This window comes from Streptomyces abikoensis, from assembly GCF_014648775.1.
Classification (GTDB): Bacteria; Actinomycetota; Actinomycetes; order Streptomycetales; family Streptomycetaceae; genus Streptomyces; species Streptomyces abikoensis.
The window spans coordinates 30054-54935 of the sequence record NZ_BMRT01000010.1 but is presented as its reverse complement, the minus strand read 5'-3'; the positions used below and the strand labels follow the sequence as shown (position 1 = coordinate 54935).

The window sequence follows — 24882 nt, the reverse complement described above, 5'->3', positions numbered from 1 at the left end:
GGATAGGCTGGCAGGATGACGCGAGCCGAGCAGCCACCTTTGGAGAGCCCCGTATCCGGAGCACTGGCCGCGGACTCCCGCGAGCGTGCCCTCCGGGCCCTGCTGCGCTTCCGTCCGCTGCGGCGGCTGTGGAGCGCCCAGTCCGCCGGGGCCGTCGGCGACGGCCTCGCCGTTTTCGTCCTCATGCTGCTGGCCCTCCAGGCCGCGGTCGAGACGGGTGCCCTCGGCGGCGGCTACCGGGGCGCCGCGTTCGCCGTCGCCGCCGTGATCGGCGCGCGGCTGCTGGGCACCGTGCTCCTCGGCGCGGTCCTGCTGGAGCCGCTGTCCTCGCTCTTCGCCCCGGCCGGCCGGCTCGACCGCCGCTGGACGATGATCGGCGCGGACGGGCTGCGGCTCGCGCTCCTCGCCGTCGCGCCCCTGTGGGCCGACTGGACCGGCCACCAGGCCGTCGTCTGGCTGCTGGTCACGGCCTTCGTCGTCGGCGGCGCCGAACGCGTCTGGACGGTCGCCAAGGACGGCGCCGTGCCCGCGCTGCTGCCCGCCCCGCCGCCCGAGGGCGACGCGGTGCGCCCGCTGCCGGACCACCAGGAGGCGCTGCGGCGGCTCTCGCTGCGCACGACCTACCTCGCCCTGCCCGTCGCGGCGGCCGCGCTCCTCGCCGTCACCCTGATCGGTAATCTGCTCGGCTCGGGCATCGACTGGTTCCACCTCCACCAGACGGCCCTCGGCTCGTACCTCGCGGCCGGGCTCTTCGCGACGTCCGGCGTGGTGCTCCACCGGATGAAGCTGCCCTCACTGCCCGACGGCGTGAAGGCGCCCCGCGCGCGCTCCCCGCTGGAGGGCCTGCGCCGCCCCAAGACCGTCCACGGCGCCGCCGACAAGGGGCGCACGGGCGCGATCCCGGTGCTCGTCCTGTCCTGCGCGGCCATCGCGGGCGCGGTCGCCGCGGCCGTCGGCGTCGCCGCGCTCCAGGCGGCCGACCTCGGCGGCGGGCCCGTCGGCTTCGCCCTGCTGGCCCTCGCGCTCACCGGCGGCCCGGCCCTGGGCATCCGCGGCGCCCGGAAGGTGCTGCCCGGCTTCTCCCGCCGCCGGCTGCTCGCGCTGGCGCTCGCCCTGACGGGCGCCGCGCTGCTCGCCGCCGGGCTGGTGCCCGACGCGACGACCGTCCTGCTGCTCGTCCTGCTGGCGGGCTGCTCCGCCGGTGTCGTCGCCAACACCGGGCACGCCCTCCTCGACCAGGAGACGGAGGAGTCCCGCCAGGCCCGCACCACCGAGCACCTCCACGGGGTCGTCCGCCTCACCGTCGCGCTGGGCGCGGTCGTGGCGCCCGTCCTCGCCGCGGTCATCGGGCCGCACCGGCTCGTGTCCGGTTCCTTCGTCTTCGCGCACGGCGGGGCGGCGTTCACGCTGATGCTCGTCGGCGCGCTGCTGCTGCCCGTCGGCGCGCTCGTGCTGGGCCGCACCGACGACCGGCACGGGGTGCCCTTCCACCGCGACCTGCTCGACGTGGTGCGCGGCGGCGACCCCGCCGAGGGCACGGCACCCGCCGGCTTCTTCATCGCCTTCGAGGGCGGCGACGGCGCCGGGAAGTCCACCCAGGTGCGGGCGATCGCCGAGTGGATCCGCGCCAAGGGCCACGAGGTCGTCGTCACCCGCGAGCCGGGCGCCACGCCCATCGGTAAGCGGCTGCGCGCGATCCTGCTGGACGTCGCGTCGGCCGGGCTCTCCGACCGCGCCGAGGCGCTGCTCTACGCGGCCGACCGCGCCGAGCACGTCGCCTCCGTCGTACGGCCCGCCCTGGAGCGCGGCGCGGTCGTCATCAGCGACCGCTACATCGACTCGTCCGTCGCCTACCAGGGCGCCGGGCGCGACCTCTCGCCGACCGAGATCGCCCGGATCTCGCGCTGGGCCACGGACGGGCTCGTCCCGAACATGACCGTGCTGCTCGACGTCTCGCCCGAGACCGCGCGCGAGCGCTTCACGGAGGCGCCGGACCGGCTGGAGTCCGAGCCGGCGGAGTTCCACCAGCGGGTCCGGACCGGGTTCCTGACCCTGGCCGCCGCCGACCCGGCGCGCTACCTCGTGGTGGACGCCGGGCAGGAGCCCGACGCCATCACCGCTGTCGTCCGCCACCGGCTCGACCAGATGCTGCCGCTGTCCGCCGCCGAGCTCGAGGCCCGCGAGGCCGCGCGCGCGGCCGCCCTGGAGGCGGCGCGCCGGGCCGCCGAGGAGGAGGCCCGTCGCAAGGCGGAGCGGGAGGCGGAGCTCGCGGCGGAGCGCGCCGCCGCGGAGGCCGCCGCGCGTGAGGCGGAGGAAGCCGCGCGCCGCGCCGAGGAGGAGCGCCGGAAGGCGGAGAAGGCCGAGGAAGAGCGCCGCCGGGCGGAGGAGGCGCGGCTGGAGCGCGAACGCCAGGAGCGGTTGCGCGCCGAGGAGGAGCGCGCCCGGCGTGAGGCCGAAGAGGCCGCGCGCCGCGAGGAGGAGCGCCGCGCCCGGGAGGCCGAGGAGGCGCGTCAGCGCGCGGAGGAGGAGCGCGCGCGCCGCGAGGCGGAGGAGCGCGCCCGCGCCGCCGAACAGGAACGACTGCGCGAGCAGGCCGCCGAGGAGGCCCGGCTGCGCGCCGAGGCCGAGGAACGGCGCCTGGAGAAGCAGCGCAAGGCGGAAGAGGCCCTGCTCAGGGCCGAGCAGGCCCGCGTGGCGGCGGAGGCCGCGGCGGCGGGTTCCCTGGCGGGTGCGGAGGCCGGTTCGGAGGCCGGTTCCGGGGCGGGTTCCCCGGCGGTCCGCGGCTTCCCGTCGGGTGCGGCGGCCGGTGCCCCGGGGGGTGCCGGGGCCTCCGGCGGGGTCGGGGGCTCGGGCGGCGCCGGCGAGGACGAGGCGCCCACCGTGCCGCAGCCCGCGCTGCGCGAGCCGGAGGCGGGCGCCCCTTCCGGCAGCGGCGATCGCGGTTCCGCGCTGCCGCCCGTCGTGGGGACCGCTGCCTTCCGCAAGGACCCCCGGGACCCCCGGGACTCCCGGGACCCCCGGGACGCCCGTGACTCCGGCGACGCGCCGACCGTCGAGACGCCCCGGCCCCCGGCCGGCTCCGAGGACCGGACGGCCGTGCTGCCGCCCGTCGTCGCGCCGACGCCGCCGACGCAGCGCGTCACCTGGGGCGTCGAGCCGAAGGACGCCCCCCGTGGCCAGGGCTCCGAGTCGGAGGAGACGGCCGTGCTGCCGAAGCCGCCGACGCGGCCGGAGGCGCGGTCCGAGAACCCCGTGGACCGGGTGCCCGACTGGCTCTTCCGCAAGGACGACGACGCCGCCGCTCCGGAAGCCGATCGCACGCGCGAGCTGCCGCAGGTCGACGCGGAGGGCGAGGGCGGCGACGCGCCGCGCCGTCCCCTGCGGAAGGCGCGGCGCCACCGGCCGGAGTGGGCGGACGACGCCCCGACGCTGGCGGACGATCTGCTCGGCAAGCGGGATGCCGACGGCGGCGGTGAGGGCGAGCGGCGGTAGCCGCTCTCGGCCAGGAGCGCGGTCCGGTCGGCTGCGGCGCCGTCGTGGCTGGTCGCGCCCACGCGGCGGCAGCCGCACATCGGCACTGTCCCGCGCCCCTTCGGGGCCCGGTGTCAGTGGTGTGGCCCACAATGGGTAGCCGCAGGACGGACAGCGCGGAGGAACAGCCATGGCGGTGTGGGACGACCTGGTCGGCCAGGACCGGGTGATCGAGCAGCTCGCCGCTGCCGCGCGGGACGCGGACGCGCTGGTCACGGCCGCCGGGCCGGACGCCTCGGCGGCGCCGGAGGCGGCGGGCGCCTCCCGGATGACGCACGCGTGGCTGTTCACGGGCCCGCCCGGCTCCGGGCGGGCCACCGCCGCCCGCGCCTTCGCCGCCGCCCTCCAGTGCGTCAGCCCCGACCGCGCGACGGGCGGCCCCGGCTGCGGCTTCTGCGACGGCTGCCACACCTCCCTCGTCGGGACGCACGCGGACGTGGAGATCGTCCGTACGGACCTGCTGTCCATCGGCGTCAAGGAGACCCGTGACCTGGTCCGCCGGGCCCAGCTGTCGCCCGCCGGCGGCCGCTGGCAGGTGATCGTCCTGGAGGACGCGGACCGGCTCACCGAAGGCGCGGGCAATGTGCTGCTCAAGGCCGTGGAGGAGCCCGCCCCCCGCACGGTGTGGCTGCTGTGCGCGCCCTCCCTGGAGGACGTGCTGCCGACGATCCGCTCCCGCTGCCGCTCCCTGACGCTGCGCACGCCTCCCACGGCGGCGGTGGCCGACATCCTCGTCCGCCGGGACGGGATCGAGCCGGAGCTCGCGGTCCGGTCGGCCCGCGCCACCCAGGGGCACATCGGCCGGGCCCGCCGCCTGGCCACGGACGAGCGCGCCCGGGCCCGCCGCGCGGCCGTGCTCAAGATGCCGCTGCGCGTGGCCGACATGGGCGGCTGCCTCAAGGCGGCCCAGGAGCTGATCGACGCGGCCGCCGAGGACGCCAAGCAGGTCGCCGAGGAGGTCGACACCAAGGAGACCGAGGAGCTGCGGGCGGCGCTCGGCGCGGCGGCGGGCACCGGCGGCCGGCTGCCGCGCGGCACCGCCGGCGCCATGAAGGAGCTCCAGGACCGCCAGAAGCGCCGCGCGACCCGCACCCAGCGCGACAGCCTCGACCTGGCCCTCACCGACCTGACCGGCTTCTACCGCGACGTGCTCGCGATACAGCTCGGCTCGCGCGTCGAGCTCGCCAACGACGACGCGCGGGACGCCCTGGAGCGCGTCGCGCGCGGCTCCGGGCCGGAGGCGACGCTGCGCCGCATCGAGGCGATCACGGCCTGCCGGCAGGCGCTCGACCGCAATGTGGCGCCGCTGCTCGCCGTCGAGGCCATGGCGGTCGCGCTGCGCGCGGGCTGACGGCGCGGGCGGGCTGACGGCGCGGGTGCCACCCGGGGTGGTCGTCCGGGTGACGTCCGTCCGGGTGGCGGGGTCCCGTCCGGGGGACGGGGGGAACGGGTGAGCTGACCGGGGGAGGGTGAGTAGTACGAGGAACGGCGGGCACACCGCAGGTTGGGTGATTCCTCACTCGTATGAGGACTAGTGGGCCGTAAGGCTGGCCAAGTCGGGTATCCGTCCGGATACGCTCCGTATGCCCGCGTGGTCCTGTGCATGTCGCATGTCCGCATATCGCATATCTGTATGCCCTGCGGATGTCCGACTGTCCGGACGGCCGGATGCCGTACGCCCACCTGTCGCCCACCCCGAGGGGCCAGCCGATGGACACCAGTCGCCTGTTCCGCACCTCCGGCACGCTCGCCGCGACCGCGGCCCTGCTGATCTCCGCCGCCGTCTCGGGGGCCGCGGCCTCGGCGGCCGCGGCGCCGGGCGCGGCGGCGGCCAGACCGCGCGGCGTGGGCGAACCCGGCTCCTTCGCCTCCCTCCTCCCACCCGAGGCGGCCGACGAACAGGGGCCGCTACCGGAGCTGGCCCCGCTGCCCGCCGCCCTGCCGCGCGCGCTCCGGCCCTACTACGACCAGAGGCTCGCCTGGCACTCCTGCGGCGGCAAGCGCGCGGACTTCGAGTGCGCCACGCTGCGCGCCCCGCTCGACTACGAGGCCCCCCGGTCCCACGACGACGTGAAACTCGCCGTCTCCCGCAAGAAGGCCACGGGCCCCGGCAAGCGCCTCGGCGCCCTGATGGTCAACCCCGGAGGGCCGGGCGGCTCGGCGATCGGCTTCCTCCAGGAGTACGCGGCCTCCAGCTACCCCGGCGCCGTCCGCGCCCAGTACGACATGGTCGCGATGGACCCGCGCGGCGTCGCCGCGAGCCAGCCCGTCACCTGCCTCTCCGACAAGGAGATGGACGCCTACGCCCAGGTCGACACGACCCCGGACGACGCCGCCGAGGTCCGCGAACTGGTGGCGTCGTTCAAGAAGTTCGCCCAGGGCTGTGCCGCCCGCTCGGGCAAGCTGCTCGGCCACGTCTCGACCGTCGAGGCGGCCCGCGACATGGACGTCCTCCGCGCGGTCCTCGGCGACGACAAGCTCCACTACGTCGGCGCCTCGTACGGCACCTTCCTCGGCGCCACCTACGCGGGGCTCTTCCCCTCCCGCGTCGGCCGGCTCGTCCTCGACGGCGCCATGGACCCCGCCCTCGACGCCCGGCGGATCAACCGCGACCAGACGGCGGGCTTCCAGACGGCCCTGGCCTCCTTCGCGGCGGACTGCGCCCAGCACGAGGACTGCCCGCTGGAGGGCGGCCGCACGGACGTCGCGGGCGTCCGCCTCCAGCAGTTCTTCCAGCGCCTCGACCAGCACCCGCTCGACACCGGCACCCCCCGCCGGCTCACCGAGAGCCTGGCCACCACGGGTGTGATCTCCGCCATGTACGACGAGACCACCTGGCCGATCCTCCGCAAGGCCCTGCACAACGCCCAGACCGGCGACGGCGCGCTGCTGCTGCGCCTCTCGGACCTCTACTACGAGCGCGACCAGCGCGGTCACTACACCAATCTGATGCCCGCCAACTCGGCGGTGAACTGCCTCGACCTCCCGCCCGCCTTCCGCGGCCCGGCGGCCGTCCGCCGCGCCGTCCCCGACTTCGAGAAGGCCTCCCCGGCCCTCGGCGCGAGCTTCGCCTGGTCCGCCCTGAGCTGCGCGTACTGGCCCGTGCGGGCCACCGGCGGCCCCCACCGCATCCCGGCCCGGGGCGCCGCCCCCATCCTCGTCGTCGGCACCACCCGAGACCCGGCGACGCCCTACCCCTGGGCCCGCGCCCTCGCCTCCCAGCTCTCCTCCGGCCGTTTGCTCACCTACGACGGCGACGGCCACACCGCCTACACCCGGGGCAGCCGCTGCGTGGACGGCGCGATCAACGACTACCTCCTCACGGGCACCCCGCCACCGGCCTCCCGCCACTGCTCCTGACCTGCGGTATCCCCTCGCGGACGGCTGTGTACGGAGCACCCCTGGAAACTGTGTAGACTTAGGCGCGCTGCACACGCCAACCTTGGTTACGCAGCTTGCCGCCTTAGCTCAGTTGGCCAGAGCAACGCACTCGTAATGCGTAGGTCTCGGGTTCGAATCCCGAAGGCGGCTCCGCCGAAAGCCCGGCTCGGACCTTGTCTGAGCCGGGCTTTTTCGTGCGCCTCGCAGGCTCAGAACGTGGGGCAGAGGTGTTCGTGCACGACGTCGCGGATCTTCGCCGCCTTGGCGGGGCCGAAGCCCTGCGGGTGAGTCGGCGAGGTGAACCGCAGGTTCGCGAGCTCGACCTGTTTCGCCCGGTCCTTCGGGGAATCGTGGATGCTCCGGCACTCGTTGCGGCCCCGGCCGACGGCGCGCTCGTCTTCGAGTCGGTGCCGCCCTTGTCGCCTCCGCACGCGGTGAGTGTGGCGGTGGCGGCGATCGCGAGGCTGGTTAAGGCGATGGCGGTGCGTCTCACCTGGCTCTCCTCTGGCCGGTGGTCATGATCGCCTCATCCTGGCACGCGAACGCTTCACGGCCGAAGCCCCGGCCGGGGGGTCTGCCCGGCCCGGGCTTTCTCTTTCGGCGCGGGTGGCGTCAGAGGATGTCCGTGCCCGGGTCGAGGCCCAGGAGGACTCGGCCCTGGACTTCCATGTTCACGTTGACCTGGGCCAGGGCGTGGAGCGTGAAGCCCAGGATGTCGCGGTGGAAGCGCTGGAAGGGGACGTCGCGCTTGATGACCGAGGCGCCGCTCGCGGAGTGGAGGAGTTCGACGGCCTCCTTGGCGAGCTGGCCCGCGAAGGCGGTGCGGCCGCGGACGATGGCGCGCTCCTCCAGGGTGGGGTCCTCTCCCGCGTCGGCGCGGCGCTGGAGGAGGTCCAGCCACTTCGAGGAGAGGGCCTCCGCCGCGTCGATCTTGTTGGCGGCGGTGGCCACCTGGATCTGGGTGAGCGGGTGCTGCTTCTGGTCGGTCCAGGAGGTGTAGGTGATGCCGCGGCCCGGGAGGCGGTCGAGGAAGAGACCGTAGGCGCCGCGGGCCACGCCGACCGCCATCAGGGCGTAGGCGGACATGATGAACGGGACGACGCCGTACTCGCGGCCCTTCGCGGTGCTGTTCCAGCGGCCGGGGACGCCGGTGCTCATGATCTCGCCGTAGGAGGCCACGCGGTGCGCGGGGATGAAGACATCCTGGGCCGTGGTCGTGGCGCTGCCGGTGCCGCTGCCCGAGGTGACGTCCCAGTCGTCGGTGATGGACAGCTCCGACATCGGCACGAGGGCGAGGAACTCCTCGGTGGTGCCGTCGGGGTGCTCCAGCATGGCGGCGAGGCCGTCCCAGTCGGCGCCGTGGCAGCCGGTGTTGTAGTTCCAGCGTCCGTTGAGGAGGTAGCCGCCCTCGGTGGGGACGAGGGTGCCCGTGGGGGCGAAGCCGATGGAGACGCGGACCGAGCCTCCCGCGAAGACCTCCTCCTGCGCCTTGTCAGGGTAGAAGGCGGCCATCCGGGCACCGGTGAGCCAGACGGTCATGGCCCAGCCGGTGGACGGACAGGCCCGGGCGATCTCGGAGATGACCGCGCCCTGGTCGGCGATGCCGAGGTCGAGGCCGCCGAAGCGGGCCGGTACGGCCATACGGAATACGCCGGCCTCTTCCAGGAGCCGGAGGTTCTGCTCGGGTACCCGGCTCTTCTCCTCGGCCTCCAGGCCGTTCGCCCGGATCACGGGGTGTGCCTTCTCCACCGCGGCGAGCAGGGCGGTGAATTCCGAATTCGTGGCCATCAACGTACCTCCGGCAATTAATCCTGTTTCCTCCTCATGAGGTTTGCAGGAGTCCGGGCATTTGCCGTCCACCGGGGCAAGTGGAAGACCATTCGCCGGTAATTGCACGGTGATGAACGGTCGTTGATCGGAGTAGCGTGAGGAGCGCCGCTTACCTGCTGGTAAGTACCCACTTTCAAGTAGGTACTTCCCTGGTCGCGAGCGGTGAGTGAATCTGAGTGGGCAATACATTTCGTCCTTGGATAGGAGCTGTGATGGCGGGCAACGACCACGCACCGGTGACGGTCATCGGTCTGGGGCTGATGGGGCAGGCGCTGGCCGGGGCCTTCCTGAAGGCCGGGCACCCGACGACCGTGTGGAACCGCTCCGCGGACAAGGCGCAGGAGCTCGTGGGCCAGGGCGCCGTGCTCGCGGCCTCCCCGGCCGAGGCCGTGGCCGCCTCCGAGCTGGTCGTCGTGTGCGTCTCGGACTACGACGCGATGCACTCGGTCCTCGACCCGCTGGGCTCCGCGCTCTCCGGGAAGGCCCTGGTCAACCTGACCTCCGGCTCCTCGGAGCAGGCCCGGGAGAAGGCCGGCTGGGCGGCCGGCCACGGCGCGAGCTACCTGGACGGCGCCATCATGACCGTCCCGGCCCTCATCGGCGGCGCCGAGACCGTGCTCTTCTACAGCGGCCCGGCGGACGTCTTCGCCGCCCACGAGGCCACCCTCAAGGTCCTCGGCGGCAACACCACCCACCTGGGCGCGGACCACGCGCTGGCCGCGCTCTACGACGTGTCGCTGCTCGGCGTCATGTGGGGCACCCTCAACAGCTTCCTCCACGGTGTCGCGCTGCTGGACACCGTCGGTGTGAAGGCGAGCGAGTTCCTGCCGTGGGCGACCGCCTGGGTCGACGCGGTGAAGGGCTTCGCCACGGACTACGCGGGCCAGATCGACGCGGCCGACGGCAAGTTCCCCGCCAACGACGCCACCATGGAGGTCCACGCCGGCGCCCTCGAGCACCTGGTGCACGAGAGCGAGGCGCAGGGCATCAACCCCGAACTGCCCCTCTTCGTGCAGGGCCTGATGGCACGTACGATCGCCGCCGGTCACGGCAAGAACAGCTACGCCAGCATGGTCAAGGTCTTCCAGCAGCCCAAGGCGTAAGCCCCGCCCAGCCGCCGGGGGTGCCGCCCCCGTCCCCCCGGTGAAGGGCCCGGAACCGCGTGCGCGGTCCGGGCCCCTTCGGGCATGTTCTCTTCACAGGGCCACGACGGCGGTGAATTCCCGGGCGTCGAAGCGGCGTGAAGTCGGCCCGTCAAGGAAACATCAAACCGACCGGCCTGTATGTAATGATCACTGCCATGACTCTTTCCTGGCACGAACTCGTCACCGCCGCCACCGACTCCGCCACCGCCCTTCTCGAGAAGGCCGAGGGCGACTGGTCCCGCCCCGCGGGAACGCTGGAATGGAGCTGTCAGCAGACGGTCTCCCACCTTTCCCAGGCGGTCACCGGATACGCGGGTCTGCTGATAGCCCAGCCGAAGGACCGCTACATCACGCTGATGACCCACATCGACGCCGGGGCGCCGGCCGACGCGAAGGCGGAAGGCATCCGCATCGCCGGCCGGATGCTGGCCGGTGTCGTGCGCGAGACCTCGCCCGAGGTCCGCGCCTGGCACCCGTGGGGCACCAGTGACGTGGCGGGCTTCTCCGCCATGGCCGTCACCGAACTCCTCCTCCACAGCCGCGACATCGCCCTCACCTTCGGGCTGGACTGGGAGCCCTCGGACGAGCTCTGCGCCCCCGTGCTGGAGCGCATCTTCCCGGGCGCGCCCACGGGCCACGGCGCCGCCGAGACGCTGCTGTGGAGCACCGGCCGCGGCGACCTGCCCGGCCTGGAGCGCCCGGCGGGGTGGCGCTGGTACGGCGACGTCCGCTGACGAACGGCCACGACGAACGACCACGGTGCCCGGGCGGAGTGGATCCGCCCGGGGGGCCTCAGCCCGTCATGGAGGACATCCACAGCGGCGCCACGGCCCGCGCGTCGCGCGGGGCCGCGACCCGGCTGAGCGAGGTCACCTCGGAGGGCTCAGGGTTGAGCACCTCGCGCTGGAGGCGCTGGAGTTCGGGCGAGGGCTCGAGGCCCAGCTCGTCGTTGAGGATGCGGTAGAGGTTCTGGTACGCCTGGAGCGCTTCCGCCCGGCGGCCGGAGCCGTGGAGGGCCGAGATCAGCTGGCCGTGGAACCACTCGTTGAGGGGGTAGGCGTGCACCAGCAGCCGCAGCTCGGGGATCGACTCCCGCTGCCGGCCGAGCCGGGTCTGGCCCTCTATGCGCAGCTCCAGCGCCCGGATGCGCAGCTCGTCGAGGTGGGCGATCGAGCCCGCGAGCAGGTCGCCGGAGGGGATGCTGGAGAGCACCGGGCCGCGCCACAGGCCCAGCGCCTGGTTGAGGTGGTGGACGGCCGACTCGGGGTCGCCGTCCTGGAGTTCGGAGTGTCCCCGGGCGATCAGCTGCTCGAAGACCTTGATGTCGACCTCGGAGTCGTCGACCTGGATGACGTATCCCGGCGCGCGCGTCGCGAGGAGGGTCCGCCCGGCGGCGGCCAGTTCCTCGCCGACGAACATGCGCCGGGCGTGGTAGATGTACGTCTGAAGCGTCGTCAGAGCACTGCGTGGTGGCTTCTGGCCCCAGAGTTCCTGGATCAGCGAGTCCGCCGTGACGATCTCGTTGGGCCGGGTCAGGAGAAGTGCCAGTGCCTGACAGACCTTCGGGGTGCTCGGTACGTAGGTCCGGCCGTCGTCGGCGACGATCTCGAACGGCCCGATGAGGTTGAACCTCACTGCGCACACTCCTGTTCCCGGCGCGACCGATGAACCCCTGCGCCGATCACCTGAAAGGGTGATTCTGACAGTAGGCATGCCAGGTACGGATTCCTACCGAAGGGAGCCAAGAGTGTCATGTTACCTAACGGTAGGTATTTTAATAAGGGGCTACTTTGGGCCGCCTCCGTCCGTTGTGCCCGCCCCCTGAGTCACCGCCCGGACCTCCGCATACCCACGGTACGTACCGCTCAAGGGCGGTACGTACCGTGAGTACCTGTCAATCCCGCCGCTACTGCGGCTGGTTGCCGTGCTTGCGCGCGGGCAGGGCGGCGTGCTTGTTGCGCAGCATGGTGAGCGCCTCGATGAGCGTGGCGCGGGTGAGCGCGGGGTCGATGACGTCGTCGACGAGGCCGCGCTCGGCCGCGTAGTAAGGGTGCATCAGTTCGTCGCGGTACTCGGCGATCCGGGCCTGCCGGGTGGCCTCCGGGTCGTCGGAGGCGGCGATCTCGCGGCGGAAGACGACGTTGGCGGCGCCCTCCGCGCCCATGACGGCGATCTCGTTGACCGGCCAGGCCAGGGCGAGGTCGGTGCCGATGGAGCGGGAGTCCATGACGATGTACGCGCCGCCGTAGGCCTTGCGCAGCACCAGGGAGATCCGGGGCACGGTCGCGTTGCAGTAGGCGTAGAGCAGCTTGGCGCCGTGCCGGATGACGCCGCCGTGCTCCTGGTCGACGCCGGGCAGGAAGCCGGGCACGTCCACGAGGGAGACCAGTGGGATGTTGAAGGCGTCGCACATCTGGACGAAGCGCGCGGCCTTCTCCGAGGACTCGATGTCCAGCACGCCCGCCAGTCGCTGCGGCTGGTTGGCGACGATGCCGGTGACCTGGCCGCCCATCCGCGCCAGGGCGCAGATGATGTTGGGCGCCCAGCGCTCGTGCACCTCGAAGAAGTCGCGGTCGTCGACGATCTCCTCGATGACCGCCCGCATGTCGTACGCCTGGTTGGGGTCGGCCGGGACGAGGTCCAGCAGGACGTCGTTGCGTCGGTCCACCGGGTCGTACGCCGGCTCGGCGGGCGGAAGTTCGCGGTTGTTGGAGGGGAGCAGCGACAGCAGGTGGCGCACGTCCTCCAGGGCGGACTCCTCGTCGTCGTAGGCGTTGTGCGCCACGCCGGAGGTCTCGGCGTGGACGTCCGCGCCGCCCAGCCCGTCCTGGGTGATCTTCTCGCCGGTGACCGCCTGGACGACGTCCGGGCCGGTGATGAACATCTGCGAGGTGCCGCGCACCATGAAGACGAAGTCGGTGAGCGCGGGGGAGTAGGCCGCGCCGCCCGCGCAGGGGCCCATGATGACGCTGATCTGCGGCAGCACACCGGAGTTGCGGACGTTGCGCTGGAAGATGCCGCCGTAGCCCGCGAGGGCGGTGACGCCCTCCTGGATGCGCGCGCCGGCGCCGTCGCACAGGCCCACGATGGGCGCGCCCGCCGTCTCGGCCAGGTCCATCAGCTTGTGGATCTTCTGGGCGTGGGCCTCGCCGAGGGCGCCGCCGAAGATGCGGAAGTCATGGGCGTAGGCGAAGACCGTGCGGCCCTCGACCTTGCCCCAGCCGGTGATGACGCCGTCGGTGTAGGGCTTCTTGTCCTCCAGGCCGAAGCCGGTGGCGCGGTGCCGGCGGAACGGCTCGGTCTCGGTGAAGGTGTCCTTGTCGAAGAGGAGTTCGAGACGCTCGCGGGCGGTGAGCTTGCCCTTGGCCTTCTGGGCCTCGGTGGCCTTGGCGCTCGGTCCTTCGAGGATCCGCGTCCGGAGGTCCGCCAGCTCCGCGACGCGTCCGGTCATGTCCGCGGGGGACGCGGGGGACGCGGGGGCCGTGGTGGCCGCGGGGGGTGCGGCGGCCGCCTCCGGGGACGGCCGGTCGCTGACGTTCAGCGGCTTATCCTCGACGATGCTCACGGGTGCCTCTCTCCGGTCGGGAAAACGCGCGGCCGCGCCCTGGCTCGGGCCGGGGCGCCCGGCGGTCCCAGCGTGGCGCCCGGCACTTGAGGCCAGCTCGAACGGTCCTGGAACCCGCAAGCGCGACAAAGGGGTTCAAGGGCCGTGACCTCCGGGCTCCACCGGACCTCGATCCGGTCTCGAGCACCACGAGCCCCGGCGACAGGGCGCCCCTCGACCCCCGCTCTAGCGGTTCCGCACAGGCTTGGGGCGTGCTCACAGAGACGATCTCCCCCGACCTGTTCCGCGCCGCGCTCTCCCGCTGGGCCAGCGGCGTCACCGTGGTGACCACCACCGATGCCGATGGCCGGAACCACGGCTTCACCGCCAGTGCGTTCTCCTCGGTCTCCCTGGACCCCGCACTCGTCCTGGTGTGCCTGGACAACCGGGCGAACTGCTTCGACGCCTTCGACAAGTCCGAGGGCTTCGTCATCCACCTGCTCGCCCAGGGCCAGGAGGGGCTGGCCGGCAAGTTCGCCAGCAAGGGCGCCGACAAGTTCGCGGGGACGGACGTGCGGCTCTCCGAGCGCGGGCTGCCGCTGCTGCCGGGCGCGCTGGCCCGGCTGGAGTGCCGCACCGAGCGCCGGATCCCCGGCGGTGACCACCTGATCCTCATCGGCGAGGTGCACCACGCCGACGCGGGCGACGGCGAGCCGCTCGTCTACTACCAGCGCGGGTTCCACGAGCTGATCCCCGCCGGGGCGACGCTCGGCTGACCCCCGAACCGGGCCGGGGCCCGTGACCGGCCCCGCTCAGGCGGCGCCGGCCGTGTCCGCCGGGCCCTCCGCGACCTCGGGCGCGGCCGCCGTCGCGCGCGTGGCCGGGAACGCCTCGGTGCCCGCCATGACCACGGCGAGATGGGCGGCCGACGCGAGCGTCACGTGCCGGTGCCAGCCCTGGAACGAGCGGCCCACGAAATCCCGCATGCCCACCTGGTCGGCGACGCGCCGGGCGTCGCGGTCGGCGACGGCGGTCAGCCGGGTCAGCCGCAGCAGCGCCCCGATGGGCAGGTCGGTCGCGTCCGTCAGCCATAAGCGGGCCTGTCTGCGCTCGCCCCCCGCCCATTCGCCGATCAGGCGCATGGGCCGCCAGGGGTTGCCGTCCGGGCGCCCCGCGCGGTCGCGCGGGGGACGGGGGAGCAGCACGGGGACGGTGGTGGCCACGGTGTCGCGACGGTCGTCGCGGGTGAGCGTCCACTCGGTCGGTCGGCGCAGCCGTTTCACGGCCTCCAGCAGCTGCCCCGCGGTCGTCGTCCGCTCGCTGTAGCCCTGGAGGGCGGAGCCGTCGGCCCGCAGCCGGGTGCCCGGGTCGACACGCATCAGCAGCGGGGCGCCCAGCGACTCCAGCCGGCGGGCGCACTCGGCGGCGTCCAGCCCGTCGACGTTCACCACGACGGGCACCCGCCCCGGCGACTCCCCGCCGGCCCGGGGCGCCAGCTGGCTGACGCAGTCCTCGGGGGTGGCGGTGCGCACGGTGGCGGGGATGCCCGCGCCCCGGCGCCGCTCGGCGTCGGCGAGCCAGCTCTCGGTCAGCAGCAGCCGCCAGTCGACGGGCACGGCGTGGGTGCCGGAGACCATCCAGGCCCCGTACGCCTGCTGGCTGTTGACCGTCTGGCCCAGGTCGGGCAGGAAGCGCGGCTCGACCCCCACCGAGTGGACCCCCGCCTTGGGGATCACCGTGGGGCGGACGACCCATGCCTGCGGCTTCAGGAGCCGCTCGGTGTGACGCGCGAGCGCCTGGCGCACCGGCCGCCACTCCCAGGACGAGTCGCTGATGAAGTGGTGGACGCTCTGCCGGGCGGTGGCCCCGCCGATCTGCGCCGCGATGTTCCGCAGCGTCTTGCGCCCCTCGGCGGCCAGCAGGCCGCGGACGTACTGTTCGGCCCGGAGGCGCTGGTCGCTGCGCTGCAGCGACGCGAAGAGCGTGGTGCGCAGCTCCGCCAGCACCTGTTCCGGTGCCCGGTCACCCAGGCTGCCTGGACGGCTCGAGTCCGTACCCATCATTCCCCCCACTGCGATGGCCGGACGGCCGACCTCCGAAGCATGTTGATCCGCTGTGCGTGTTGGTTATGCGTAACGGGCCTGGTACGAGCAGGCAGATATCCCCCCAGACCGGGACCTGTCACTCCTCGGGCTGACTACTGTAAATAAACCATACGAACGGTTTCGCCGGGTGAAGGTTTGGCCAATGGTCGGGGTCCGTTCGGCCGCCCCCCTGGCGAGCCGGTCCGGTCCCCGTCCTTGGCCGCGCCGCTCAGTTCCCGGTGGTGCCGGCGTCGCCACCCGTTCCGGGACGGGTCGCCGCTGCCGCCTCGGACAGCCGCAGCGGGCGGTCCGGCGCGACGTCCAGGCGTGCCAGGACGGCCGGAACGGCGATGTTCGGCAGCAGCATCTGGTACATCAGCGAGACCTCGTGGACGAGGCTGTCGTCCTGCGGCACGGCCTCGGCCACCAGCTGGACGCCGGTCCAGGCGCCGACGAGGAAGCGGGAGGTCTCGTACGGGTCGACGTGCGCGAGCAGCTCGCCCCGGGCCTTGGCCTCGGCCAGCAGCCCGGCGCCGACCGTGATCCACTCCGGCCACTTGGTGCCGAACATCCGGCGCGCCCGCTGGTCCACCGACAGCCGCAGGGCGGCCCGCAGCAGCGGCTCGCGCGGCATGCGGTGGGCGAGCAGCAGCGAGGTGTCGGCGAGCTCCTGGAGTTTGAACTGCTGCGGAAGAACGCCTTCCGTGGTGACCGCCATGTCCAGGACACCGCGCGCCAGGTCTTCCTTGGAGCTGAAATGGAAGTAGAGGGCGCCCCGGGTCACATCGGCCCGGGCCAGGATCTGGGAAATGGTGGCCGCTTCATAGCCGCACTCGTCGAAGACGATTCCGGCGGCTTCCAGAATCACTTGACGGGTCCGCTTCGCGCGCTCCTGCTGTGCCACGGAAACCCCCTCCTTCTGTTCGGCTACCCCAGGGTTGATTTGTACCAATGGGTAGGTATCCTCAGCGGCGAGTGCCCGCCCAGGCTCAATCCCACGCATCGGCGACCCAGGGGGGATCATGTCCGCAACGGTGCAGCAATCCTGCACGCTGGAGCCCGGAATTCCGAAATCGGCCGGGGCTTCGGAGGCGGCAACCGTACCGTCCCCCCGGTCTCCCGGCGGACCGGCGCCCGGACGTGCCGCCGGGCCGCCGGGCAAGAGAATCGCCAAGGAACTGGTGCACCTCCACGACGCGGCGGCCGTCCTCGTGGTGGACTGGGTGCGCCGCAGCGCCACCGAATTCACGCTCACGGTGGAGTGGCCCGCGTCGGCGACCGGTGAGAGGCCCGATCCGGAACTGGCCGCGCATACCCTCCGGCAGTGCGGACTGGCTATTTCGCACGCCGAGTTCGGTGTTCCGCTCGACCATCAGTCGCTCTTGCGGAAGCTTGACTTCAGCATTGCCCCCGTGGCAACGGCGGAAGGAAATGCTCCGCTGCTTCTCAGCGTCGATCTCCGGTGTTCGCCCGAGAATGGCCGCGACGGCCGGGGCCATGGTTGCGAGGCCATGGATTTCACGGTCCGCGCGGGTACCCGGACGATCATCCGCGCCCGGTCGCTCGCCACCTGGATTTCCCCCGGCGTCTACCGCCGGCTGCGCGGCGCCCACCTCTCGCCGCGCTGGGGCGAGTGGGAGATACCCCCGCCGCTGGCACCCTCGTCCGTCGGGCGCGCCCGGCCCGGCGAGGTCGTCCTGGCCGCCGGCGACGGCCCGGACCGCTGGCGGCTGCGCAACGACCCCGCCAACAAGGAGATGTTCGACCACCCCGTCGACCACGTGCCCGGGCTGGCCCTCTTCACCGCCGCGTGCCAGGCGGCCCGCGCCGCCCGGACGGCCGCCTCGGCCGGTGACCTCCCGACGGGAACGGTCGAGGTGACGATGGCCTACAGCCGGTACGTCGAGTTCGACGCGCCCTGCTTCCTGGAGACGGAGCGGGTGGCGGCGGAGGCCTACGAGGTCACCGGGGCGCAGGAGGGCGAGGCCGCCTTCCGCATAGGGCTGCGGTACGGGGCGGGGGCCGGCGCCGTCACTGATTGACGAAGCCGCCGTCCACCGGCATCACCACGCCGGTCAGGAACGGCGAGCGGTCGCTGAGCAGCCAGGCGGCCGCCTCGGCGATCTCCTCCGGGGCCGCGGTGCGGCCCTGCGGGGTCATGCCGTTCACCATCTGCTCCAGGCCCGGGTTGCGGTCGAACCAGTCGGCCGTGATCTCGCTGCGCGTGGTGCCCGGGGCCACGGCGTTGACCCGGATGCCCTGCTTGGCGTACTCGTCGGCGGCGGCCCGGGTGAGCCCGATCACCGCGTGCTTGGCGGCGACGTAGGGAGCGGCGGCCGGGATGGCGACGAGCCCGGCGACGCTGCTGTTGTTGACGATCGTGCCGCCGCCGGTCTCCAGCATGGCGGAGATCTCGTGGCGCAGGCAGTTCCAGACGCCGCGGACGTTGATGTCCATGATCGTGTCGTAGACGTCGTCGCCCATCAGGTGCATGGGGGTGCGGTCCCCGCCGATGCCGGCGTTGTTGAAGGCGGCGTCCAGCCGGCCGTACCGCTCGACGGCGAACTCGACCGCGCGGCGGGCGTCGTCGGGGCGGGTGACGTCCGTGACGACGTAGGAGGCCTCGGCGCCCAGCGCCGTGAGCTCCGCGGCGAGGGCGGCGAGACGGTCCTCGCGGCGGGCCGCGAGGACGACGCGGGCGCCCTCACGGGCGAAGACGCGGGCGGCGGCGGCGCCTATGCCACTGCTGGCGCCGGTGACGAGGGTCACCTTGTGGGGAAGGAGAGACTGGCTGGTCATAGGGGCGAGTTTGCCAGCCCATGGGATTTCTCCCGGCCCCCGGGCGCCGGACGGGCTCTCGGCCCGTCCGGCGCCCGGGCCCGGTCAGCCCACCGGCACCGGCGGGAAGTGGCCCTCCTCGACGAAGAAACCGACGTACTTCTCGAAGAGCTCCCGCGTCAGCTCGGGGCAGACGATGCCGCTGCCCTCCAGCGCGGCCTCCGTCTCCTCCGTGCCGATCGGCGGGTAGAAGGCGTCGGTGTCCGACGTCATCATCTCGAAGGCGTGGAGCAGCGGGTACAGCGCGTTGTCCCGGTCCGTACGGACGGACTCGCTCCACTCGTCCCAGCCGCGCTCGCCCAGCGGGTAGCCCAGGTCGCGCAGGTAGGCGACGCAGGTGCCCAGGGAGAGCGAGCTCTGGTTGAACAGGTGGAACGTGCCGCCCGCGCTCTTCTCCTGCCGGGAGATGCCCAGGATCGCGGCGCTCACGTAGTCCACCGGCAGCAGGTGGAAGCGGCCGCCGCTGGTCGTGGGCACCGAACCGGCCTGGAGCAGGCCCTTGAGGCTGAGCCAGACGAAGTCCGCCGTCTGGCAGGCCCCGTTCTCCTGGTCGCCGGAGATCACGTCGACGCGGTAGACCGACACCGGCAGACCGCGCTCGCGCGCCACGCCGATGAGCTGCTCCGCCACCCACTTGCTCTGGAGGTAGCCGCTCGGCAGCGCCTCGGCGGGGCCGGTCGGGTCGGTGACCTTCAGCGGGACGCCCTCCTCGCGCACGCCGTCGAAGACGCCGACGGTCGACACGTAGTGGACGGGCACCGTGCGGTGCCGCGCGGCCAGCCGCAGGACCTCCTCCGTGCCCAGGACGTTCGACGCCTTGAGCGAGGTGTACGGGTGGAGCCAGTGGACGCGGGCGCCGTTGTGGTAGACCACGTCGACCTCGCGGGCGAGGGCGTCGAAGGTCTCCGGCGCGAGGCCCAGGCCCGGCTCGGCGAGGTCGCCGAGGACGATCGCCAGCCGCGCGGGGTCGACCTCGTCCCAGACCCGGTAGTACTCCATGTTGGCGCGCAGCCGCGCCAGGGCGGTGGCCTCGTCCGTGCCGCGCACCAGGCAGTGGATCCGGCCCGTGGTGGTCCGCATCAGGTCGCGCAGCAGGAACGCCCCGAGGAAGCCGGTGGCGCCGGTGAGCAGGATCTCCTTCGGGTCGGCCACGACGCGCACGACCTCGTCCGCCGGGCGGACGTCCTCGGCGAGGACGATCTCCGCGGCGAAGTCCACGGTCCCGGCGGCCGCGGTGTCGCCTTCGCCGTCCGCGCCCGCGGCCAGTGCCTCGGTCAGTAGGAAGGCTGCCAGGCCCTCCGGCGTGGGGTGGTCGAAGACCACCGTCGCCGGCAGCTTGACGCCGGTGGCGGCGCCCAGCCGGTTGCGCAGCTCGACCGAGGTCAGCGAGTCGAAGCCGAGGGAGGGGAAGGGCTGCGCGGTGTCGATGCCGGTGCCCCCGGAGTGCCCGAGCACCCCGGCGATCTCGGCGACGACCAGCTCCAGCACGGCCTGCCGCCGCCCGTCCGCGTCCAGCCCGGCCAGCCGCTCGGCCAGCGAGCCGTCCACCGCGTCGGAGTTGCGGGCGACGCGCCGCGCCGGGGTGCGCACCAGGGCGCTGAGCACCGTGGGCGCCTGGGCCGGCTGGGCGCGCAGCGGGGTGAGGTCGAGCGGGGTGGCGACCAGGGCCGCGTCCCCGAGCTCCAGGGCCACGTCCAGCAGCGCGGTGCCCTGGACGGCGGTGACCGGACGGAAGCCGCTGCGGGCGATCCGCTTGAGGTCGGTGTCGTCCAGGTGGCCGCTCATGCCGGCCTCCTGCTCCCACAGACCCCAGGCCAGGGACGTGGCGGGCAGGCCGTTCGCCCTGCGGTGCTCGGCGAGGGCGTCCAGGAAGACGTTCGCGGCCGCGTAGTTGGACTGGCCGGGGCCGCCGACGATGCCGGCGATGGAGGAGAAGAGGACGAAGGCGGCCAGGTTCTTCTCCTTCGTCAGCTCGTGGAGGTGCCAGGCCGCGTCGACCTTGGGGCGGAGGACGGCGGCGAGGCGTTCGGGGGTGAGGGAGGTGATCAGGCCGTCGTCGAGGACGCCGGCGGTGTGGATGACGGCGGTCAGCGGGTGTTCGGCCGGGATGCCGGCCAGGAGCGACGCGACCGCGTCGCGGTCGGTGACGTCGCAGGCGGCGACGGTCACGGCTTCGGCGCCGAGTGCCTTCAGTTCGGCGGTGAGTTCCTCGACGCCGGGGCTCGCCGCTCCTCGGCGGCTGCTCAGCAGCAGGTGGCGTACGCCGTGAGTCGCCACGAGGTGCTTGGCGAACAGGGCGCCGAGGCTGCCCGTACCGCCGGTGATCAGGACGGTGCCGTCGGAGTCGAGTGCGCCTGCGGCCCGGTGGTCGGGTTGTGCCCACCCGTCCCGCCCAGCGGGACGATTGCCCACAACCGGCGTTCTTGCCAGGCGCGGCACCCGCAGTTCGCCGGCCCGCAGGGCCAGTTGGGGCTCGCCCGTCGTGGCGGCGGAGGCCAGGAGCGCGTGGTCCGTGTCCACCGCGTCCGCGTCCAGCAGGACGAAGCGGCCTGCGTGTTCGGACTGGGCCGAGCGGAGGAGGCCCCAGACCGTGGCGGCTGCCAGGTCGGTGACGTCCTCGCCCTGCGTCGTCGCCATCGCGCCCGACGTGACGACCGTCAGCGGCGTCTCCGCCAGCCGCTCCTCGGCCAGCCACTCCTGGACCAGGCCCAGCACGCGCAGCGCCGTGGCGTGGACGCTCGCCGGGAGGTCGTCCGTGGGCTCGGCGGTCAGGGGCAGCAGCACGGTGTCGTAGCGCGTACCGGCCGCGACCGCCGCCGCGACGGCTGCCACGTCGGCGAACCCGTCGGGGTCCAGGACCGCGTACGCCGGGGCGGCGTCCCGCGCGGGGAGGGCGACCGGCGTCCAGTCCATGCGGAACAGCGCGTCGTGCGGGCGGGCCAGGGCGCCGGTGACGGCGGCGGCCGTGACCGGGCCGGTGCGCAGCGCCTCGACGGAGGCGACGGGCCGGCCGGACAGGTCCGCGAGCCGGAGCGACAGGGCGCCGTCGGCGGCGGGGGAGACGCGGACGCGCACGGCGGTGGCGCCCGTGGCGTAAAGCCGGACGCCCTGCCAGCGGTCGGCGAGGGTGCCGGCGGGGGCGGCCGCGTGGAGGGCCGCGTCCAGGAGCGCCGGGTGGAGGGCGAAGCCGTCGAGGTCGGTGCCCTCGGGCAGCCGGACCTCCGCGTAGACGTCGTCACCCGCGCGCCAGGCGGCGACGAGGCCCCGGAACGCCGGGCCGTACGTCAGCCCGGCGGCGGCCAGCCGCTCGTACGCCGCCTCGGGCGCGAGCTCCTCCGCGCCCTGGGGCGGCCAGGAGGTGAGCTCGAAGGGCTCGGCAACGGATCCGGCGGCGCTCAGCGTGCCGTGGGCGTGGCGGGTCCACGGCACGTCCAGGCCGTCGGGGCGGGCGTGGACGGTGACCGTCCGGCGGCCCTCCGCGTCGGCGGGGCCGACGTGGGCCTGGAGCTGGACCTCGCCCTTGTCCGGCACGGCCAGCGGGGCGTCCAGCGTGAGGTCCGCGAGGACGCTCGCGCCCAGCTCGTCGCCGGCGCGGATCGCCAGTTCGGCCAGGGCGGCCGGCGGCACGACGGCCGTGCCCAGCACGCGGTGCTCGCCGAGCCAGCAGTGGGTGCGCAGCGAGATCCGGCCGGCGAACAGGGCCTCGTCGGCGCCCGCGACGGGCAGTGCCGCGCCCAGCAGCGGGTGCCCGGCGACGGACAGGCCGAGCCCGGCGGCGTCGGCGGCACGGGCCGCCGACTCCACCCAGAAGCGCTGGTGCTGGAAGGCGTACGTGGGCAGGTCCACCCGGCGCGCGCCGGTGCCCTCGAAGAACGCCCGCCAGTCCACGGCCACCCCGTGGTTGTGGAGCCGGCCGAGGCCCTCGACGAGGGCGGCGGGCTCGGGGCGGCCGCGGCGCAGCAGCGCCACCGCCGCGCCGGGCTCGACCGTGTCCTGGACGAGCGCGGTGAGCACGCCGCCGGGACCGGCCTCCACGAACGTGGTCACGCCGTGGGCGGCGAGGGCGCGAACGGCGTCGGCGAACCGCACGGCCTCGCGGACGTGGCGCACCCAGTAGTCGGGCGAGGTCAGTTCCTCGGCGGTGGCGAGGGTGCCCGTGAGGCCGGAGACGACCGGGATCGTGGGCGGGTGGTAGGTGAGGCCCTCGGCGACCTTGCGGAACAGCGGCAGCATGGGCTGCATGTGCGGGGAGTGGAAGGCGTGGCTGACGGTGAGCCGCTTGGTCTTGCGGCCCTGCTCCTTCAGCCGGGCCGCGATCTCCTCGGCCGCGTCCGCGTCACCGGCGATGACGACGGCGGCGGGCCCGTTGACGGCGGCGACGCTCACCTCGTCCTCGCGGCCCGCGAGGAGCGGCAGCACCTCCTCCTCCGTCGCCTGGACGGCGATCATCGCGCCGCCGGCGGGCAGTTCCTGCATCAGCCGGCCGCGCGCGGCGACCAGCTTCGCGGCGTCCTCCAGCGACAGCACGCCCGCGACGTGCGCGGCGGCGATCTCGCCGATGGAGTGCCCGGCGAGGTAGTCGGGCCGCAGGCCCCAGGACTCGGCGAGCCGGTAGAGGGCGACCTCGACGGCGAACAGGGCGGGCTGGGTGTACCCGGTGTCGTCCAGGCCCTCGCCGCTCGCGATCACCTCGCGGACCGGCCGCTCCAGCAGCGGGTCGAGGACGGCGGCCACCGCGTCGAAGGCCGCCGCGAAGACCGGGTACGCCGCGTACAGCTCCTGGCCCATGCCGGGGTGCTGGGCGCCCTGGCCGGTGAAGAGCACACCGGTCTTGCCCTTGCCGCGCGCGCCCAGCACGACGTTCGGGCTCTGCTCGCCCTCCGCCAGGGCGGCGAGGCCCGCCCGCAGTTCGTCCGCGTCGGCGCCGGTGACGACGGCCCGCTGCTCCAGCGCGGAGCGCGTGGTGGCCAGCGAGTACGCCACGTCGAGCGGCGACTTCGAGGACGAGGCGGCCAGCAGCCGGCGGGCCTGCTCGCGCAGCGCCTCGGCGCTCTTCGCGGACAGCAGCCACGGCAGGACGGGCGGGACGACCGGCTCGGCGGGCGGCGCGACGGGCTCCTCGACGGGGGCCTGCTCCAGGATCAGGTGGGCGTTGGTGCCGCTGACGCCGAAGGCGGAGACGGCGGCCCGGCGCGGCCGGTCGGCCTCCGGCCACGGCCGCGCCTCGGTGAGCAGCTCGACGGCGCCGGACTCCCAGTCGACCATGGGCGTGGGAGCGTCGACGTGGAGGGTCCGGGGCAGCGTCCCGTGCTCCATCGCCTGGATCATCTTGATGACGCCGCCGACGCCCGCCGCGGCCACGGTGTGGCCGATGTTGGACTTCAGCGAACCCAGGTAGAGCGGGCGACCCTCGGGGCGGTCCTGGCCGTAGGTGGCCAGCAGCGCCTGTGCCTCGATGGGGTCGCCGAGCCGGGTGCCGGTGCCGTGCGCCTCGACCACGTCGACGTCGGCCGTGGTCAGCCGGGCGTTGGCGAGCGCCTGGCGGATCACCCGCTCCTGGGAGGGGCCGTTGGGCGCGGTCAGGCCGTTGGACGCGCCGTCCTGGTTGACGGCGGAACCGCGGATCACCGCGAGGACCTTGTGCCCGTTCTTCCGCGCGTCCGACAGCTTCTCGACCAGCACCAGGCCCACGCCCTCCGACCAGGAGGTGCCGTCGGCGGACGCCGAGAAGGACTTGATGCGGCCGTCGGGGGCGAGGCCGCTCTGCCGGGAGAAGTCGACGAAGCCGCCCGGGGTCGCCGTGATCGTCGAGCCGCCGGCCAGCGCCAGCGTCGACTCGCCCTGCCGCACCGACTGGACGGCCAGGTGCAGGGCGACCAGCGAGGACGAGCAGGCCGTGTCCACGGACAGCGCCGGGCCCTCGAAGCCGAAGGTGTAGGCGATCCGGCCGGAGGCCACGGAGTTGAGCTTGCTGGTCAGCAGGTAGCCCTCGAACTCCTCGGGCCCGTCGAGCCCGAGGTAGCTCTGCTCGATGACGCCCGCGAAGACGCCGACCTGGCTGCCGCGCAGCCCGGCCGGGTCGATGCCGGCCTGCTCGAAGGTCTCCCACGCGGTCTCCAGCAGCACCCGCTGCTGGGGGTCCATCGCCTGCGCCTCGCGCGGGGAGATCCCGAAGAAGCCCGCGTCGAACTCGGCGGCGCCGTCGAGGAAGCCGCCCTCACGGGTGTAGGAGGTGCCGGGGGTGGCCGGGTCCGGGTCGTAGAGCCGCTCCAGGTCCCAGCCGCGGTCGGCGGGGAACGGCGAGATGCCGTCCACGCCGCCCTCGACCATCCGCCACAGGTCCTCGGGCGAGCGCACCCCGCCGGGGAACCGGCAGGCCATGCCGACGATGGCGACGGGCTCCTGGGTGCCCGCCTCCAGCTCGGCCAGGCGCGCCCGCGCCTTCTTCAGGTCGGCCGTCACCCATTTGAGGTACTCGACCAGCTTCTCTTCGTTGGAGGGTTGATTGGTCATGCTGGATCTCTCCTGG

General features: G+C 73.7%; 15 protein-coding genes and 1 tRNA gene. 8 read left to right on the top strand and 8 right to left on the bottom strand.

Going from position 1 to position 24882, the window contains the following annotated elements:
- Positions 1-15: 15 nt before the first annotated feature.
- From tmk to IE096_RS26465, 4 genes are all read left to right on the top strand, one after another.
- A complete protein-coding gene (gene tmk / locus IE096_RS26480; protein ID WP_189455889.1) occupies positions 16-3492 on the top strand; it encodes a dTMP kinase in 3477 nt (1158 codons plus the stop codon).
- Positions 3493-3661: 169 nt separating this feature from the next.
- Entirely contained in the window at positions 3662-4882 is a 1221-nt protein-coding gene (locus IE096_RS26475) for a DNA polymerase III subunit delta' (RefSeq protein ID WP_189455888.1), read from the top strand.
- A 359-nt stretch (positions 4883-5241) separates the two neighbouring features.
- Complete coding sequence (locus tag IE096_RS26470; protein WP_189455887.1) at positions 5242-6891, top strand: alpha/beta hydrolase; 1650 nt, start codon at positions 5242-5244, stop codon at positions 6889-6891.
- A 97-nt stretch (positions 6892-6988) separates the two neighbouring features.
- A tRNA-Thr gene (locus IE096_RS26465) sits at positions 6989-7062 on the top strand.
- 59 nt (positions 7063-7121) lie between these two features.
- Here IE096_RS26465 and IE096_RS26460 read toward each other — a convergent pair.
- Positions 7122-7343: a hypothetical protein gene (locus IE096_RS26460; RefSeq protein ID WP_189455886.1), complete on the bottom strand. Its 222-nt coding sequence runs from the start codon at positions 7341-7343 to the stop codon at positions 7122-7124.
- Positions 7344-7524: 181 nt separating this feature from the next.
- Positions 7525-8700: an acyl-CoA dehydrogenase family protein gene (locus IE096_RS26455; RefSeq protein WP_189455884.1), complete on the bottom strand. Its 1176-nt coding sequence runs from the start codon at positions 8698-8700 to the stop codon at positions 7525-7527.
- A gap of 254 nt (positions 8701-8954) precedes the next feature.
- Here IE096_RS26455 and IE096_RS26450 point away from each other — a divergent pair, with 254 nt between their 5' ends.
- Positions 8955-9845, top strand: coding sequence for an NAD(P)-dependent oxidoreductase (locus IE096_RS26450; protein ID WP_189455882.1), 891 nt, complete (start codon positions 8955-8957; stop codon positions 9843-9845).
- A 197-nt stretch (positions 9846-10042) separates the two neighbouring features.
- Complete coding sequence (locus tag IE096_RS26445; protein WP_189455880.1) at positions 10043-10621, top strand: maleylpyruvate isomerase N-terminal domain-containing protein; 579 nt, start codon at positions 10043-10045, stop codon at positions 10619-10621.
- A gap of 58 nt (positions 10622-10679) precedes the next feature.
- Here the strand turns inward: IE096_RS26445 and IE096_RS26440 are convergent, their stop codons facing one another.
- Positions 10680-11522, bottom strand: a complete 843-nt coding sequence (locus IE096_RS26440) for an AfsR/SARP family transcriptional regulator (protein WP_189455879.1) — start codon at positions 11520-11522, stop codon at positions 10680-10682.
- A 271-nt stretch (positions 11523-11793) separates the two neighbouring features.
- Entirely contained in the window at positions 11794-13338 is a 1545-nt protein-coding gene (locus tag IE096_RS26435; RefSeq protein WP_189456159.1) for an acyl-CoA carboxylase subunit beta, read from the bottom strand.
- A gap of 365 nt (positions 13339-13703) precedes the next feature.
- Here IE096_RS26435 and IE096_RS26430 point away from each other — a divergent pair, with 365 nt between their 5' ends.
- Positions 13704-14207 (top strand): flavin reductase family protein, encoded by a 504-nt coding sequence (locus IE096_RS26430; RefSeq protein ID WP_189455876.1) that lies wholly within the window; start codon positions 13704-13706, stop codon positions 14205-14207.
- 36 nt (positions 14208-14243) lie between these two features.
- Here the strand turns inward: IE096_RS26430 and IE096_RS26425 are convergent, their stop codons facing one another.
- Both IE096_RS26425 and IE096_RS26420 read right to left on the bottom strand, forming a co-directional pair.
- Positions 14244-15491 (bottom strand): IS701 family transposase, encoded by a 1248-nt coding sequence (locus IE096_RS26425; RefSeq protein ID WP_189455874.1) that lies wholly within the window; start codon positions 15489-15491, stop codon positions 14244-14246.
- Between the two features lie 253 nt (positions 15492-15744).
- Positions 15745-16419 (bottom strand): ScbR family autoregulator-binding transcription factor, encoded by a 675-nt coding sequence (locus IE096_RS26420; RefSeq protein ID WP_189455872.1) that lies wholly within the window; start codon positions 16417-16419, stop codon positions 15745-15747.
- A 118-nt stretch (positions 16420-16537) separates the two neighbouring features.
- Here IE096_RS26420 and IE096_RS31900 point away from each other — a divergent pair, with 118 nt between their 5' ends.
- Positions 16538-17557 carry a ScbA/BarX family gamma-butyrolactone biosynthesis protein gene (locus IE096_RS31900; protein ID WP_268248353.1) on the top strand — a complete coding sequence of 340 codons (1020 nt, stop codon included), beginning with the start codon at positions 16538-16540 and terminating at the stop codon, positions 17555-17557.
- Here IE096_RS31900 and IE096_RS26410 read toward each other — a convergent pair.
- Both IE096_RS26410 and IE096_RS26405 read right to left on the bottom strand, forming a co-directional pair.
- Entirely contained in the window at positions 17547-18314 is a 768-nt protein-coding gene (locus IE096_RS26410) for a glucose 1-dehydrogenase (RefSeq protein WP_189455870.1), read from the bottom strand. The two genes, IE096_RS31900 and IE096_RS26410, sit on opposite strands and share 11 nt — an antisense overlap.
- 84 nt (positions 18315-18398) lie before the next feature.
- Positions 18399-24836: a type I polyketide synthase gene (locus IE096_RS26405; RefSeq protein ID WP_373298210.1), complete on the bottom strand. Its 6438-nt coding sequence runs from the start codon at positions 24834-24836 to the stop codon at positions 18399-18401.
- Positions 24837-24882 lie beyond the last annotated feature (46 nt).

What these genes read in the sequence shown, in the direction of transcription:
- IE096_RS31900 (WP_268248353.1), top strand. Translation starts at nt 16,538, where the DNA reads ATGTCCGCAACGGTGCAGCAATCCTGCACGCTGGAGCCCGGAATTCCG.
- IE096_RS26410 (WP_189455870.1), bottom strand. Translation starts at nt 18,314, where the DNA reads ATGACCAGCCAGTCTCTCCTTCCCCACAAGGTGACCCTCGTCACCGGC.
- IE096_RS26470 (WP_189455887.1), top strand. Translation starts at nt 5,242, where the DNA reads ATGGACACCAGTCGCCTGTTCCGCACCTCCGGCACGCTCGCCGCGACC.
- IE096_RS26445 (WP_189455880.1), top strand. Translation starts at nt 10,043, where the DNA reads ATGACTCTTTCCTGGCACGAACTCGTCACCGCCGCCACCGACTCCGCC.
- IE096_RS26450 (WP_189455882.1), top strand. Translation starts at nt 8,955, where the DNA reads ATGGCGGGCAACGACCACGCACCGGTGACGGTCATCGGTCTGGGGCTG.
- tmk (WP_189455889.1), top strand. Translation starts at nt 16, where the DNA reads ATGACGCGAGCCGAGCAGCCACCTTTGGAGAGCCCCGTATCCGGAGCA.
- IE096_RS26475 (WP_189455888.1), top strand. Translation starts at nt 3,662, where the DNA reads ATGGCGGTGTGGGACGACCTGGTCGGCCAGGACCGGGTGATCGAGCAG.
- IE096_RS26425 (WP_189455874.1), bottom strand. Translation starts at nt 15,491, where the DNA reads ATGGGTACGGACTCGAGCCGTCCAGGCAGCCTGGGTGACCGGGCACCG.
- IE096_RS26435 (WP_189456159.1), bottom strand. Translation starts at nt 13,338, where the DNA reads ATGACCGGACGCGTCGCGGAGCTGGCGGACCTCCGGACGCGGATCCTC.
- IE096_RS26455 (WP_189455884.1), bottom strand. Translation starts at nt 8,700, where the DNA reads ATGGCCACGAATTCGGAATTCACCGCCCTGCTCGCCGCGGTGGAGAAG.